14 protein-coding genes are annotated in these 15979 nt (G+C 63.9%); 6 read left to right on the top strand and 8 right to left on the bottom strand.

The annotated features are described in order from the left end of the window. Together A2J03_RS27510 and A2J03_RS27515 are read left to right on the top strand one after the other, a co-directional pair. On the top strand, positions 1–4873 hold a 4873-nt coding region (locus A2J03_RS27510), incomplete at its 5' end, for a non-ribosomal peptide synthetase (RefSeq protein ID WP_156520624.1). Between the two features lie 199 nt (positions 4874–5072). Then, positions 5073–6068: an alpha/beta hydrolase gene (locus tag A2J03_RS27515; protein WP_068380813.1), complete on the top strand. Its 996-nt coding sequence runs from the start codon at positions 5073–5075 to the stop codon at positions 6066–6068. Between the two features lie 90 nt (positions 6069–6158). Here the strand turns inward: A2J03_RS27515 and A2J03_RS27520 are convergent, their stop codons facing one another. From A2J03_RS27520 to A2J03_RS27550, 7 genes are all read right to left on the bottom strand, one after another. Then, a complete protein-coding gene (locus A2J03_RS27520; protein WP_068380793.1) occupies positions 6159–7127 on the bottom strand; it encodes an esterase/lipase family protein in 969 nt (322 codons plus the stop codon). Positions 7128–7324: 197 nt separating this feature from the next. Beyond that, on the bottom strand, positions 7325–8176 hold the full coding sequence (locus tag A2J03_RS27525) for an ABC transporter permease (RefSeq protein WP_068380816.1): 852 nt from the start codon (positions 8174–8176) through the stop codon (positions 7325–7327). Continuing rightward, positions 8173–9030, bottom strand: coding sequence for an ABC transporter permease (locus A2J03_RS27530; RefSeq protein WP_068380796.1), 858 nt, complete (start codon positions 9028–9030; stop codon positions 8173–8175). Before A2J03_RS27530 ends, A2J03_RS27525 begins: the two co-directional genes overlap by 4 nt. Then, entirely contained in the window at positions 9027–10034 is a 1008-nt protein-coding gene (locus tag A2J03_RS27535; protein WP_068380799.1) for a daunorubicin/doxorubicin resistance ABC transporter ATP-binding protein DrrA, read from the bottom strand. Before A2J03_RS27535 ends, A2J03_RS27530 begins: the two co-directional genes overlap by 4 nt. A gap of 126 nt (positions 10035–10160) precedes the next feature. After that, positions 10161–11105, bottom strand: coding sequence for an AurF N-oxygenase family protein (locus A2J03_RS27540; RefSeq protein WP_068380818.1), 945 nt, complete (start codon positions 11103–11105; stop codon positions 10161–10163). A gap of 5 nt (positions 11106–11110) precedes the next feature. Further along, positions 11111–12097 (bottom strand): prephenate dehydrogenase dimerization domain-containing protein, encoded by a 987-nt coding sequence (locus A2J03_RS27545; protein ID WP_231912737.1) that lies wholly within the window; start codon positions 12095–12097, stop codon positions 11111–11113. Next, positions 12094–12495, bottom strand: a complete 402-nt coding sequence (locus A2J03_RS27550; protein ID WP_068380802.1) for a winged helix-turn-helix transcriptional regulator — start codon at positions 12493–12495, stop codon at positions 12094–12096. The genes A2J03_RS27545 and A2J03_RS27550 overlap by 4 nt, the downstream gene beginning before the upstream one ends. Positions 12496–12607: 112 nt before the next feature. Between A2J03_RS27550 and A2J03_RS27555 the strand changes: the two genes are divergently transcribed. Then, entirely contained in the window at positions 12608–13528 is a 921-nt protein-coding gene (locus A2J03_RS27555) for an NADP-dependent oxidoreductase (RefSeq protein ID WP_068380804.1), read from the top strand. On the opposite strand, the gene A2J03_RS27560 is transcribed toward A2J03_RS27555, so the two are convergent. Beyond that, entirely contained in the window at positions 13500–13991 is a 492-nt protein-coding gene (locus tag A2J03_RS27560) for a hotdog fold domain-containing protein (protein WP_068380807.1), read from the bottom strand. The two genes, A2J03_RS27555 and A2J03_RS27560, sit on opposite strands and share 29 nt — an antisense overlap. 474 nt (positions 13992–14465) lie before the next feature. Between A2J03_RS27560 and rpsJ the strand changes: the two genes are divergently transcribed. From rpsJ to rplD, 3 genes are all read left to right on the top strand, one after another. Then, complete coding sequence (rpsJ, locus tag A2J03_RS27565; protein ID WP_003938093.1) at positions 14466–14771, top strand: 30S ribosomal protein S10; 306 nt, start codon at positions 14466–14468, stop codon at positions 14769–14771. A gap of 14 nt (positions 14772–14785) precedes the next feature. After that, positions 14786–15451 carry a 50S ribosomal protein L3 gene (gene rplC, locus A2J03_RS27570; protein WP_068380824.1) on the top strand — a complete coding sequence of 222 codons (666 nt, stop codon included), beginning with the start codon at positions 14786–14788 and terminating at the stop codon, positions 15449–15451. After that, positions 15448–15979 (top strand): 50S ribosomal protein L4 (gene rplD / locus A2J03_RS27575; RefSeq protein WP_068380810.1); only part of this gene is annotated, 532 nt, incomplete at its 3' end. The genes rplC and rplD, both read left to right, overlap by 4 nt.

The following is a 15979-nucleotide window of genomic DNA, read 5'->3' on the forward strand; positions in this document are numbered from 1 at the left end:
TCAGCGCCGCAGCGAGCTTCCCTACTGGGAAGGGGTGCTCGGCGGACCGGACACGCCGCTCGGATCGCGGCCGTTCGACGCCGCGGTGGATGTCGCGTCCACGGTGGAGCGAGTCGAGTTCGAGCTACCCGCCGGCGTCACCGACACGATGTTGACCACCGTCCCCAGACTGTTCCACGGCAGCGTCAGCGATGGATTGCTCGCCGCGTTCACGCTGGCGTTGAGTCGATGGCGTCAGGCGCGCGGTGTGGTGGACGACCGTGCCGCACTGATTCGGTTCGAAGGGCACGGGCGCGAAGAAGACGCGGTGCCAGGCGCCGATCTCTCGCGCACCGTCGGATGGTTCACGAGCATCTTTCCGGTGCGATTCGATCTCGCTGACATCGATCTCGACAACGCTCTGACCGGTGGCCCGCATCTGGGACGAACCGTCAAGATCGTCAAGGAGGCACTGCGCGGCGTGCCCGACCGCGGCATCGGCTTCGGTCAACTTCGTTATCTGGATCCGGAATCGGGTGCTCGGCTCGCATCCGGGAGTGCCGGACAGATCCTGTTCAATTACCTCGGACGGGTCGGTCAGGAAACGGTCCCGAACGAGTTCAGCGGGATCGGATGGTTGCCTGCAGGCGATCTCGGGGACCTTGCCGGGGCGGCGGAGCCGGGCATGTCCGCGATGGCAACGCTCGACATCAACTCCGTCGTCATCGGCGACCGACTCAGCGGATCACTTGCATTTCCGTCCGGGCTGTTGGCCACCGAGGACGTACGCGAACTCGCCGATCTATGGGTCGGCACGCTCGAGCTTCTCGACGAGTACTGCCGGAAGGAGGGCGTCGGCGGACACACCGCTTCGGATTTCGAATTGGTGCAGACCTCGTCGTCCGATATCGAGCGGTGGGAGGCCGAGTACAGCGCGGTGACCGACGTCTGGCCGTTGACTCCGTTGCAAGCCGGGTTGTACTTCCACGGCGGTCTCGACGACGTGACGAGTTCGGACGCGTACACCGTTCAGATCTCGCTCGACCTCGGCGGCAGTGTCGACTCGGAGCGGCTGCACCGCGCGGCGCGGGCATTGGTGACCAGGCACGCGAACCTACGAACCGCGTTCGTCCAGGACGAGACAGGCACGCCGATTCAGATCGTCGTCGACGGGGTGACGCCGCAGTGGACGGAGATCGACCTCACCGCGGAACAGCCCGACTCGATGGACTCGCATGCGGACGTCATCATCGCCGAGGACAAGCTTCGCGGTTTCGATCTCGCTGCGCCGCCGCTGCTTCGGTTCACTCTCATTCGTCGCAGCAACGACCCCGAGGGAGTCACGGCGACGCTGGTAGTGACCAATCATCATGTGCTGTTGGATGGTTGGTCGATGCCATTGCTCATGCAGGAACTGATCTTCCTCTACGCCACGAGCGGCGACCCCGCGCATCTACCGAGGGTCCGTCCGTTTCGCAACTACCTCGCATGGCTCGGGCAACGTGACCGCCGTGCGTCCGCCGAGGCGTGGAAGCTCGCCCTCGCGCCGGTGTCGGAACCGACGATGTTGTTCGCCGGACATTCCGCGCAGGCCGGAGTCGGAATGGGGGAGTATGCACTGACGCTCTCCGAGGAGACCACGACGCGACTGTCGTCCGCTGCCTCCCGCATCGGTGTCACGCTGAACACGATGGTCCAGGCATCCTGGGGAATCGTGTTGAGCAGGTTGCTTGCTCGACGTGACGTCGCATTCGGCGCGACCGTTTCCGGCCGTCCGGCCGACCTTCCCGGGGTCGAATCGATGGTCGGGCTGTTCATCAACACCGTACCGGTTCGCGTTTCCGTGGATCCGCAATCGACGGTCTCGCAACACTTGTCGTCTCTGCAAGCGCAGCAGGCGGACCTACTCGACCATCACTACACCGGGCTGACCGACATAGTCGAGGCTGCGGGTGATGGAGCGAACTTCGACACGCTCGTGGTGTTCGAGTCCTATCCGGTCGATCGATCAGCGATTGCCGAGGGCGGTTCCATCGACGGTCTTCGGCTGCTGGGCGTCGACACTGCTGACGGAAGCCACTATCCGTTGACCTTGGTGACGACGGTGGACGCGCGGATCCAGATCCGCCTCAAGTATCGTCGCGACACTGTCGACGATGGAGCGGTCACAACGCTGGCGCAGCGACTTTCGCGCGTCATGGAGCAATTGTCCGAGCCCGGGGTGAAGATCGGTGCGATCGACATACTGGATGCGTCCGAACGCATCGAGCTGACCACGACGTCCGGTGGGCCCGCTGTGCCACCGGTCCTGTTGCCGGATCTGCTGGCAACGGCGGTCGAGCGTGACCCGGATGCGACGGCGGTGGTGGGTGGGTCCGAGACGGTCTCGTACCGTAAGTTGGACGCACGCTCGTCGCAGTTGGCTCGCATGTTGACCTCCCTCGGTGCCGAGGCCGACAGTCTGATCGGTGTGGCGTTGCCGCGGTCGGTCGATTCGGTCATGTCGGTGTGGGGTGTCGCGAAATCGGGTGGCGCCGTAGTGCCCCTCGATCCGGGCTATCCGGCCGACAGGGTGGAACGCATGGTCGTCGACTCGGGTGTGCGAATCGGTGTGACTTCCACGGAGTTCGTTGCGGAGTTGCCCACCGGGGTGCGGTGGGTCGTGGTGGACGACCCGGCTGTGCAGGAGGCGTTGGCGTCGCTGTCGGCCGAGCCGGTGTCGGCCACGGAACGTCTCGGGCACCTCTCGCCGGACTCGGCGGCCTACGTCGTCTTCACCTCGGGCTCGACCGGTGTACCGAAGGGTGTCGTGGTCACCCAGGCCGGGTTGGCGAATTTCTGTGCGGAGCAAGTGGATCGCTACGGCTTGTCGGCGCAGTCACGAACGTTGCATTTCGCATCACCGAGTTTCGATGCATCGATGCTGGAGTTGTTGCTGGCGGTAGGTGCATCCTCGACGATGGTCGTGGCAGAAGCGTCCGTGTTCGGCGGATCCGATCTGTGGGACCTGCTCGTGGCTCAACGTGTGTCGCATGCGTTCGTGACACCCGCGGCGTTGGCGTCGGTGGACCCGGTGGGCTTGGCGGACCTGCAGATGGTGGTGGTGGGCGGCGAGGCGTGCTCGCCGGAGCTGGTTGCACGGTGGGCTGTCGAGCGTGGTGATGGTAGAGGTGTCCGAGAGTTCTTCAACGGATACGGTCCGACCGAGACCACGATCATGACCAACATCTCCGACGCGTTGGTGCCCGGCGAAGACGTGACGATCGGCGGTCCGGTTCGAGGCATGACCTCGCTGGTGTTGGACGCTGGGCTTTCGCCTGTGCCGGTCGGTGTGCCCGGTGAACTGTACTTGGCGGGTGTGCAATTGGCGCGTGGCTATCACCGGCGGTACGGGCTTACCGCCGAACGGTTCGTCGCGAACCCGTTCGCCGCCGGGGGCGCCCGCATGTACCGAACCGGTGACATGGTTCGGTGGATCGGCGATGATACGGGTGCGCCCGTGTCGATCGAGTACCTGGGGCGCAGCGATTTTCAGGTGAAGGTGCGAGGTTTCCGGATCGAGTTGGGTGAGATCGATTCGGTTCTGACGTCGTATCCGGACGTGGAATTCGCGGTGACTGTGGCACGTTCGGGTGACGAGGGCGTGGCCGGTACGACGGTGCTGGTGTCCTACGTGATGCCTGCTGCCGATGCGGACCTGGACGTGGTGAAGGTTCGGAGTTGGGTACAGGAGCGGTTGCCGCGTCACATGGTGCCGGCTCAGGTCATGGTGCTCGACGAATTGCCGTTGACGCCGGTGGGGAAGCTGGACCGGAATGCGTTGCCGGCGCCGATGACGGTAGTCCGTGAATTCCGTGCCCCCGTATCGGAGTCGGAGGTCGCGGTAGCCGGTATCTTCGCCGACGTATTGGGTGTCGATCGGGTGGGCGTCGACGACGACTTCTTCGAGTTGGGTGGCAACTCGCTCGTCGCAACCCGAGCCGTGGCTCAGCTACGCCGGGAGGTTGCGCCCGATATTCGGGTGCAGTGGTTCTTCACCGACCGGACAGTCCACGATCTGGCCAGGCGGATCGACGAATCCGGTTCGGCCGCAGCAGGGTCGGTCGACGAAGCTCTTGCCGTTCTTCTGCCGCTACGCCGCGGCGGGGGCGCAGCGCCGGTGTTCTGTGTACATCCGATGCTGGGATTCGCATGGCCGTACGCCGGTGTCGTGGCGTACCTCGACGAGAACCGCCCGGTCTTCGGACTCCAGTCTCCGGGGCTGACAACGCCGGAGGCCGTTCCGGCGTCGATCGAGGAGTACGCGAGCCGCTACGTCGACGAGGTTCGCCGTGTGCGTCCCTCGGGTCCCTACCATCTGCTCGGATGGTCACTCGGCGGTGTCATCGCGCACGCGATGGCGGTGATGTTGCGCGCCGCCGGCGAGCAGGTCACGTTGACGATGATGGACTCGGTCCTGCACATCGGCCGTGACGAGTTCGAGGAGGAGCTGAAGGCGCTGTTGGTTCCGGCGGGTGTCCTCGCCGAAGGCGCACCGGTCCCGGCTGTCCTGACCGCAGAGCAGGCGGACAGAGCTGCCGCGGCCCTCGTCGAAGGCCCGGTCGAACTCGCTGCAGGACAGCTGCATTCGATCTATTCGGGTGCTGTTGCTGCGCCTGGTCAGATCAACGACTATGCACCTGCCGCGCTCGATCGGCCGCTGTTGTACTTCACGGCAGGCAGTACGCATCCAGACAACGTCGAGGCCGCCGGCCAGTGGAGCGAGCATGTCACCGAGATTCGAGAGGTCGTCGTCGATGCGGCACACGAGGATATGACCGGCCCGGGTGCCCTCGCTGTGATCGGACCAATTCTCGACGAGTATCTGAACGCGAACGACGGACGCAACGGATAACCGGGCCGAACGGACGCGATAAACTGCTCGGCGTCGGCGAGCACGTGCCAACCGACAAGTGACGCAGCCCAACTGTGGCACGTTTCAAGTGTTTCGATGAGAAAAGGTGAACCGATCTATGCGCAGAGTCCGTCCACGTCCTTCGGTCCGGGGGGTCCGATTCGCGGGCAAGTATGCCGTGGCAGCGGCTGCATTGGCGATGCTGCCCATGGCTGCAAGTGGTTTCGCGGCCTCCGCTGATCCCGTCACCGACAGTGGCGACCTTTACGCGTACCCGACCACGTCCAACGGGTCCAAGATCACCCACACGAAGGTCATGGACGATCAGCATCTGATCGTCTACGTCTATTCCGCAGCGATGGACAAGGAAGTTCCGCTCGACGTGTGGCGTCCGGCGGACACGAGCGTTCCTCGGCCCACCCTGTACCTCCTCAACGGCGCGGGCGGTGGCGAAGACAGTGCAACCTGGCGCTTCCGAACCGACGCGATCGACTTCTTCGCCGACAAGAACGTCAACGTGGTGTCACCTGTCGGCGGCAAGTGGAGCTTCTACACCGACTGGAAGCAGGAAGATCCCGTTCTCGGCGTGAACAAGTGGTCGACGTTCCTCACCGAGGAGCTACCGCCGCTGATCGATGCCGGTCTCGGTACCAACGGGGTCAATTCGATCGCCGGTCTGTCCTCGTCGGGAACCTCGGTGCTGCAGCTGGCGATCAATGCACCAGGACTGTACAAGGGAGTCGCCGCCTACAGCGGCTGTGCGCAGACAAGTGACCCGATCGGACAGCAGTTCGTCAAGCTCACCACCGAAACCTGGGGTGGCGGCGACACACTCAACATGTGGGGCCCGCCCACCGACCCGCTGTGGGTGGAGAACGATCCGTTCGTGCACGCCGAACGCCTTCGAGGCCTCGAGCTGTACATCTCCAACGGCAATGGGCTGCCGGGACAGAACGACACTCTGAACGGTCCTGGAATCGACGGCGATCCTGCTGCGTTGGCCAACCAGGTCGTCGTCGGCGGAGTCATCGAGGCCGCGACGAACTACTGTGCCCACAACTTGGCGAACAAGCTGGGGGAGCTCGGCATACCCGCCACGGTCAACTTCCGTGACTCCGGTAGCCACTCGTGGGGTTACTGGCAGGACGATTTGAAGAACTCGTGGCCGGTGCTGGCACGATCGCTGGGAATCTGAGCGTTCCCGACTTACGACAAAGGCCCCATCTGCGAGTGAATGCAGATGGGGCCTAGTGCGGTCAGGGGGTGCTGTCGCTTCTGTAGCCGGCTAGTTGCACGGAGCGGTATGGGTGTCCGCATAGGACGGATCGAGCGCCGTCTGGACGATGTAGGTCACTCGGTCGTCGAACGTCAGTCCCTGGTGGGGCACCGTGTTCGACTCACAACCATCTTGTACCCACATGTTGCGTACCTCGGCTGAGCCGGTCCCGTCGAGGAATGTGCGCTCGGGAGGTGTGACCACCTTGTCGAACTTGGTGCCGACCACGGTGTAGCGGACTCCTGGCTCGACCTCGCCGCCTGCGTTCAGGCGCTGCAGCGTGGGGGAGCCGATGAGTTGCTGACGACCCGCGGTGCCGAGTCCGGTCAGACCGAACAGCAGTTCGGAGATGATGGTCTGGTCGAGTCCTGCGGCGGCGAGGACGAGGTACATCTGTTGGATACCGCCGAAGTTGGTCCCATGATTGGTACCGCCCAGAGTCACGAGGTTCTCGACTTTGCTGGCCGATGGATCGGCGTCGTTCACTCCACCGTTGAACTTCAGGTATTGACGAGCAACCGTTCCGCCTTGAGAGTGGCCGACGATGTCCACCTTCGAGGCGCCTGTCTGGGCGAGGACGACGTCGACGAAAGTGGCCAACCGCGTTGCCGACACCGGGATGTCACCGAGACCCCAGATGACCTTGTTCGGGTCGAGCAATGTGCGGACGGCGCCGTAGTCCAAGGCGTAGACGCAGTATCCCTGTTCGGCGAGTGCCGGAGCCATCGTCGTCCACGTGGTGGCCATGTCCGCGCCGGTCCCGTGCACGAGCACCACGGGTCGCGGATGGGCCTCGGACGGCACGCACGACCAGTCGTTTGCGCCGGCGGGCGCCGCTCCCATGTCGGAGAACTCGGATGGCAGCGGGGAGTCCACGGTGTCCGCGCCTGCGGACGGAGTGGATACCACTGCACTGCCGAGCGCGATCAGCGCCGCGGATGCCAGAGCGATGGCGACCCTGCCTCTGGGTTTCGGCACGTACAACGACCCTTCGTTTCGACTCGACCGTTCCGACTGAAGAACGGCAGCAAAAAACCGGGGGCGAGGATCGTCTCCGGTCTACCTACAACGATAACAGCGCTCGAGTGTGGTAAAGCAATTCCGAAGCTCGAACCGGTGAACTTTCGCCTACTGTTCGGTCTCGATTCCTCGGATTGTCGGACCTCGAGGCGGGTCTATCCGGTCTCGGCAGCGCGCCTGTAGCCACGAATTGCGGGATAGAGGAAGACCGCGACCATGCCCACTGCCCAGGCAAGTGTCTGCAACACCGGGACCAGAACGGGCCCACCCAGCGACAGTCCGCGCATCGCATCGACCGCACACGACATGGGCTGAGCTGCCACGATGGGCTGCAGCCACGGTGGGTACGCGGCAACCGGGACGAATCCGGAGTTGAAGAACATCAGCAGGGTGCAGCCGATGGACACGACCTCGACGAGGGGAGAATCACCGGCGATCGTGGCGAGGAAGGTCACCATGACCGCGAATCCGATCCCGAATGCGATCGGTAGAAGCAGCAGCGCGATGGCCGACGGGATCCCCTGGTTGAACCGGAACCCGATGGCCATGCCCACCGCCACGATGACGATCGTCGTCGCGAAGACGCGGATCGCTTCGGCCATCATGCGGCCGAGCAGCCCTGATGCGCGGTGCGTCGGCGTCGTCGCGAACCGGCTGAGCAGACCGCTCTTCTTCTCGCCCTTCAACCCCACTGCACTGACGATCGAGCCGAACATCGCGCCGACCAGCGCGATCATCGGCACAGTTCCGTACACGCTCGGTGAGCCCGTCGCCGCCGAGATGGAATTGCCGAGCACGATCCTGAACATCAAAAGCGTCAACGCCGGGTACAGGAGAGCCTGGATCATGGTCGACGGATCGCGGGCCCATCGTTTGAGCAGTCGAGTGCATTGGATCAGGCTGTGGGTCCATAGCGCACGTACGGAGTTCTCGGCGAAGTGGAGGTTCGGTTCCGGGAAGTCCAGCCGGCTCACCTGTCCACCGGTTTCCACTGTCGGGGTGCTCATGATCGCCTCGAATTCGCCCACAGGGCCAACGGCACGAACAGCACCAGCAGACCGACTATCCACGCGAGCGACGGCCACAGCACATGAAAGCTGACGCCGCCCTCGGCCATGTCACGCATGGAGAACGAGAACTGGGAGATGGGCTGGTTGCGGACCCATGGCCTGATCCACTCCGGAAACCCCGACTCGGGAACGAAACCGCACGACGCCATACCCAGGATCAGCTGGGGAAGGGTGAGCATCTGGCTGGTCGATTCCGGACTCTTCGAGAGCGTTCCGATCGCGTCTGCGCCGACGGAGAGCATCGTGCTGATCGCGAGCGCGAAGGCGCAGAACAGTACCGCCTGGCCTAGACCCGCGCTGAATCGGAAACCGATGACGTACCCGAATCCGAGCGCCGCAGTCAGCGACACCACGGATCGGACGACACCGGCCGAGATGCGCGACACCAGGGGCACCGCACCGACGACGGGCATGGTCTGCAGTCGTGTGTTGAACCCACTCAGTGACTCGGCCGACGCGCGCTGCGACGCCGAGATAGCGGTGAACGCCATCGCCTGAAGCACGATGATCGGCATCAGGAACTGCGCGTAGTCGATCCCCTGCAGCTGCATGACGAACTTGAGCGGCAGATAGAAGCCGACAGTGAAGATGAGCGGCGCGATGACCGCAACCACCAACTCGCCGTGCCGCACCATGGTCCACACCGAGCGCGCCGTCAGGACCTGCCATTGCACGAACCCCGATGGGCTGGGCTTGCGGTGGACAGCTCGGGTGGCGGACCTGGTATTCGACGCAGAATGGCTACCGACGGAGTTGGACTCGGCACGCACTCTCGGACTCGTGGCCGTCATCGGGCATCGACACCTGTGTCGGCAGGCGCGGCACCCGTGCTGTCGGTCGAGTGCGAGTGTCCGGTCAAGGTGAGGAAGACATCGTCGAGAGATGGGCGACGTAGTGCGATGTCGGCGAGGTCGATTCCCGCGGCGTCGATGCGGCGCAAGATCTCCGACAGCGTTGCCGCACCTCCCGGCGCCGGGACGGACAGACGCACCGCGTCAGGCGCGATCTCGGCGCGATTCGCGGGAGGTAGCAGTTCGCCGAGTGCGTCGGCCACGCGTCGAAGCTGAGACGGATCGAGGGGGACCACCTCGCAGTAACTGCCACCGGTGCGTGCCTTGAGCTCGTCGGATGTCCCCTCGGCGATGACCGTGCCCTTGTCGATCACGATGATGTTGTCGCTGAGCACATCGGCTTCTTCGAGGTACTGGGTGGTCAGCAGCACCGTGATGCCTTGAGCCTTCAACGCCTGTACGAGCGACCACACACCCTGGCGGCTGCGCGGATCGAGCCCGGTCGTCGGTTCGTCGAGGAACACGACCTGGGGTCGGACCACAAGACCGCACGCGATGTCGATGCGGCGGCGCATTCCGCCCGAGTACCCGCGGACCGGCCTCTTGCCTGTGTCGGCGAGGTCGAATTCCTCGAGCAAAGCGTGTGCACGGGCTTTCGATGCCTTCTTGTCCAGCCCCATCAGACGTCCGAACAGTTCGATGTTCTCGCGGCCGGACAGCGTGTCGTCCAACGCCGCGTACTGGCCCGTCATCATGATCGATCGCCGTACGGCAGGAGCATTGGTCGCGACATCGTGACCGGCGACCATGGCACGCCCGGAATCCGGCTTCAGCAGCGTCGCCAGCACCTTGACCATGGTGGTCTTGCCGGCTCCGTTGGGGCCGAGAATGCCGAGAACGGTACCTCGCGGCGCTGCGAAACTGATGCCACGAAGGGCGTGGACGTCGTCGAACGACTTGTGGACGTCCTCCACCAGAACTGCTGCGTCCTCGGACAGTGGCATCGATTCTCCGTGCGGTCGGTGTAAAAAAATGTGGTGGACGGTCTCGACGGGTTTTTCGTACCCGTAGTCAATCCATGCACCCGCCGGAAATGTTACCTGCAGTAATGGGCGCGCCCTCCCGACTGCTTATGCCCAGGCGATTCCAATTTCGTCCTCGACGTCGAGTTTCCGGCACAAAGACCGGATTCCGGTGTAATCCTGGACCAATTGCCGACGGGTGTGATCGTTCCGTGTGTCGTCGAGCATTCGGTCTTTCCCCGCCACGCCTTCACGCTCGAGAATGGCCTCCCAGGTGGAGAAATCAGTGGCCGAGAATGCATTCATTCCCGCTGCCAACCCGTCGAGGAAAAATCTTCTTTCGGTCGATTTCAGCTTTTCGAACACGATCACTGCCATTTCGTCGGCAATCGACGCGTGGCAGTACTCGTCTCGGTTGTGCAGTTTCACCGTCGCTCGATTGACCGGTTGAATGCTCTCGTTGTCCTCGATCAGATCGAGGTACGACGTGATCGAGATCTCCGCGACCGTCATGTATGCCAGAGCGCTCAGTGCGGCTTCGGTCGGGTTGTCGGCCTCGAGTTGAGCTGCGGCCCGGCGCCGAACCGTTGCGCTGAACGGGAGTGCGCGCTCGGGCATGGCCCATCCTCGTTGGCGTCGGGTGAGAGCGCTCGCGTTGAGGTGCATGAGGGTGTGGTACTGCTCGTCGACCATCGCCTGCGTCACGGCAACCGACAGGACGTCGCCCATGCCGGTGTCGAAGGCGTCCTGCGCGAGAAGCGAGAAGCCCGGGTTGACGACGTGCTGTTCGACATCCATCACGTTCTTGTTGAAGGCGATCCACCCCCACGCCCTGATCCTGTCCTTCGTGGACTCGGGCAGGCCGACGTAGACGTCGTGCTCGGCGAACGGGATCAAGTCCTCGGGGTAGTCGTGCTTGGAATGATCGAAGAGATCGTCCAGGTCGGGCTCCGGCTTCTTCACCGTCGCCCGGTTGCTCCAATTGCCGGCCAGGCGCGACACGACCGCGCTTTCGACGAGATCGTCCGGGTCGTGTGCGGGCAGCGATGGCATGTCGATCACCGTCGGTCCTCCTCCCGTGCTGGTTCTCGCACGATACCGAAAAGTCGAGCACACAATGCCCGGTACTCGTTGCCGTCCGGAACAGATTTTCCAGCGTCGAGCAGATATTGGCTGAAGTCCGCCTCCTCACCGGAGGCGACTGCGGTGTCGAGATCCGTCAGTGCCGTCGCCAATGCGTGTCGCGCGAGACCGGCGTAGGGATTGCCTGCCTGCACGTCCCAGTACACCTCCGGTTCGCCACCCGCGATTCGAGCCAGCAGAGCGAGCGCGGTACGAGCAGGCGGCGGCGCAACGGCTTCCACGAGTGCTGGGTCGACGTCGAGCGATGCGAGCGCAGACCCGAAGGCCAGAACCGCGGCGTGCGTCAAGGCCTGGGTTGCTGCAGCCAAACGGTCGTGCTGGTCCGCGTCGACGGTCACGATGCGGCCGCCCCAGGTGCCGATTCGGTGCAGGAAGTCGTCGACTCGGGCACCGGAGCGGTGTGCGACTGCGGCGACCGGTCGACCGTCCATCCCCAATGACGGTGCGAACATCGGGTTGATTCCCAAGATCTGTAGACCTGCAGGAGCTGTGGACGCCACCGCAGCGAAACCCGACTTGACCGACAGCGTCTCGACGACGAGCGCATCCTCACCGAACAGAGACAGGTCCGTCGACAACGCCACCGACTCGGGAACGGCCAATACGACGACGGGTGCGTTCTTCACTGTGGGGACAAGGTCGGCGTTCAATGCGCGGATGTCGCCAGATATGTGATCGATGGAGTCGTACTTCGAGGATGGATCGATGGTGAGCACCGAAAGTCCGTCACCGGCGAGAAGGTCGACGAGCAACGACCCGACGGCGCCGCAGCCGCCTATAACGACGACGTCGTACGGTGTCGTGTTGCTCTGGGCCTGCGGCCCAGTGGCGCGGTTGAGTGCACTGGAATGCACTCTTTCGTGCCACTGCGGCGGAGCCGCCTCGGGTGGCCGCTCGGTCACGACTGTTCGCTGTCGTATCGCGCCCGCGCGGCCTCGACGCTGTCCATGTGCTGCTCGGCCCAGATCTTGACCTCGCGAATCACCGGAAGAAGCGAGCTTCCGAGTGGAGTGAGCGAGTAGTCGACCCGAACCGGAACCGCGGCGGTGACCGTTCGATCGACGAGTCCATCACGTTCGAGGGTTCGGAGTGTCTGAGTCAGCATCTTCTGACTGACTCCGGCCAACCGTCGAGCCAGTTCGGAATACCGATGCGAACCGTCGCCGAGTGCGACGAGGACGAGCGAGACCCATTTGTCGCTGACGCGATCCAGCAGTCGACGACTGGGACAGGCCGCCAGGTAGGCGTCGTATTCGCTTTTCGCGGCGGCACGGGCCGCGGCCGCAGTCATGGTCGGCATCTGTGGGCTTCCTCCTCGGTTTCCTACGCACTTCAAGGTGCCTACTTCCCGTTGGAGAGTGACATCGACACAGTGGAAAAGCAACTACCCAGTACGACGAAAGGGCACGTACATGCAGGCAATCGTCACAACCGGAGACAACCACCTCACGCTGGAGGAAGTCGATGTGCCGATCCCCGGTCCCCGGCAGTTGAGAATCGCAGTGGATGCGGCGGCGGTGAATCCCGTCGATGTCCAGACGCGAAAGGGCATCTATCACCAACTCGGGTGGATCGATCGTTCCCAGGTCGTCGGCCTCGGGTGGGACATCGCGGGCCGAATCGATGCAGTCGGCGACGAGGTGCGAACGTGGGAACCGGGGACCTCTGTGGTGGCACTCCACGACGGACTCGACAGTCCGACTGCTGCCTACGCCGGCTACGTCGTGGTGCCGGAGAGTGCGATAGCCGCGTCGCCGACATCGATCGATGCCGTCGGCGCTGCCACCTTGCCACTCAATGCCCTCACTGCGCTGCAAGCTCTCGACATGCTCGGCGAACCGGACGGGCGAACACTGCTGGTGACCGGTGCGGCCGGGGGAGTGGGAGGTTTCGCACTTCCCCTCGCCGTTCGTCGTGGATGGGCCGTGTCGGGCCTGGCGCGTGCCGAGGACGAGGAGTTCGTCCTCGCGAGCGGCGCGCGCTTCACGTCGACCACCCCATCCGCAGGGTCGTTCGATGCGGTCCTCGACACCGCAGTCCTCGGGGAAGTCGCCTTGGAGACGGTTCGTGACGGTGGGCACTACGTCGGCGTCATCCCCTCCGCCGGGCCACCGGCGGTACGAGGTGTCGAGGTGACGGCAGTCGCTGTTCGACACGACGGCGAACGGCTCGGCGAACTGGTGCGACTCGTCGACGAGGGCGTACTGGCCGTTCGGACAGCCGGAACGTTCCCGCTGGAGAAGGCGTTCGATGCGCACGCGGCGCTCGAGCGAGGTGGCACGCGTGGCCGGTGGGTGTTGACTGTCAGCGAGAGCGCGAGATCCACACCGTGATGTCGGCGTGGACTACCTCGGTTCCGTCTCGGTCCGTGATCGAGACGGGAACGATCAGATCGGCGCCGTCGGTGATGGCGTCGAAGTCCGGAAGGTCAGCCAACTGGGCAACTGCGGTGAGCGAGGTGTTCGCTTTCGTGAGGTAGCGAACCGTCATCTCCTTGGGGATCCACCGGTGCGTCGTGGGAACGGTGGCCTCGGCCAGCATTCCCATGGCCACCTCTGCGAGATTGCACGCGGCGATAGCGTGAAATGTGCCCAGGTGGTTGCGGATGCCCCACCATTTCGGGGCAGTCACCTCGCATCGACCCGGCTCGAGCGACCTTACGTACGGCAGCACCGAACCGAAGTACGGGACGCGTAGGCACATCCCCAAGGAGGAGACGGCAGAGCCGATTGCGTTGTCCGGCAGGCGGCGCCAGATACCGTAGGCGGGGCCGTATGACTTGACGGTGGTGGACATCGCTCTATCTTACCGCTCGGTAAGATAGAGCGCCTCGAAATACCCGTCGACCGAGATTTGTGCTCGGAGCCCGTCTACGGCATACTGGTCGGGTTGCCTGGACACGGGACGCGCATTCGTGCGGCCTGCGACAGGTAAGAGCAGAACAGAACCAGCACTCCACGTGAGTGCGTTCGGTTCGCCAGCTCGGAGATGGACCGGAAGCCTTGCGCCCACGGTCATCGAAGAAGAGCAAGCGGTCGGAGTATGAGCAGAAGTGCGACACGCCCGACCGCGTGGACCGGAGAACCATGACAGATGAACAGCGGCAACGGATCGGGTCACGCCTGATCGCCAACGTTCGTTTCGTCGTGTGTGCACGAGGGCAGTTCGAGTCCTTTCGGCCTTGGCCGAGCGACTCGGGGACTGTGCAGACGAGGTGGAGCAGGCCGAACGGCAGGCTTCACGACAAGCGGCAAGAAAAGGACACTAAGCGTGGCGGGACAAAAGATCCGCATCAGGCTCAAGGCCTACGACCATGAGGCGATCGATGCGTCAGCGCGCAAGATCGTCGAAACGGTCACCCGTACGGGTGCCCGCGTCGTCGGACCGGTGCCGTTGCCGACCGAAAAGAACGTGTACTGCGTCATCCGTTCGCCCCATAAGTACAAGGATTCGCGCGAACACTTCGAGATGCGTACTCACAAGCGGCTCATTGACATCCTCGACCCGACGCCGAAGACGGTCGACGCGCTCATGCGCATCGACCTGCCTGCCAGTGTCGACGTCAACATCCAGTGAGCGCGGAGACAACGATGACTGATAACAAGAATCGGCCTGCCACAGGCATTCTGGGCACGAAGCTCGGAATGACTCAGGTCTTCGACGAGAACAACCGCGTCGTTCCCGTGACCGTGATCAAGGCTGGACCCAACGTGGTCACCCAGATCCGCACGCAGGAGCGCGACGGCTACAGCGCCGTCCAGGTCGCCTTCGGCGCGATCGATCCCCGCAAGGTGAACAAGCCGGCCACCGGCCAGTTCGAGAAGGCAGGCGTCACGCCTCGCCGCCACGTCGTGGAGATCCGCGTCGCCGACGCCTCGCAGTTCGAGGTCGGCCAGGAGCTCACCGCAGCTGTGTTCGAGGACGGCGCCTACGTCGACGTCACCGGCACCAGCAAGGGCAAGGGCTTCGCCGGAACGATGAAGCGTCACGGATTCAAGGGCCAGGGCGCAAGCCACGGTGCCCAGGCCGTGCACCGTCGTCCGGGATCCATCGGTGGCTGTGCCACTCCGGGCCGCGTCTTCAAGGGAATGCGCATGTCCGGCCGTATGGGTGGCGATCGCGTCACCACGCAGAACCTCTCGGTCCACAAGGTGGACAGCGAGAACGGTCTGCTCTTGATCAAGGGAGCAATCCCGGGCCGTCGCGGCAACGTCGTGATCGTCAAGTCTGCATTGAAGGGTGGTGCACGGGCATGACCAGCCTCGAGAAGAAGACTGATACCAAGTTGACGCTTGACGTCAAGGTTGCCGGTGGCAAGACCAACGGCACCGTCGATCTCCCCGCCGAGATCTTCGACGCGCCGGCCAACATCGCACTCCTGCACCAGGTCGTCGTGGCACAGCTCGCCGCTGCGCGACAGGGAACCCACTCCACGAAGACTCGTGGCGAGGTTCGCGGTGGCGGCAAGAAGCCGTACCGCCAGAAGGGCACCGGCCGCGCTCGTCAGGGATCGACTCGTGCACCGCAGTTCGTCGGCGGTGGCACCGTTCACGGTCCACAGCCGCGTGACTACAGCCAGCGGACCCCGAAGAAGATGAAGGCAGCCGCCCTGCGCGGAGCCCTCTCGGACCGGACCCGTAGCGAGCGTCTGCACGTGATCACGGAACTGGTTGCGGGACAGACCCCGTCGACGAAGGTCGCAAAGTCCTTCCTCGCCGAGATCTCCGATCGCAAGAAGGTCCTTCTGGTCGTCGGCCGCGAAGACGTTGCAGCGTGGAAGAGCG

This window comes from Rhodococcus sp. EPR-157 (assembly GCF_001647195.1).
GTDB lineage: Bacteria > Actinomycetota > Actinomycetes > Mycobacteriales > Mycobacteriaceae > Rhodococcoides.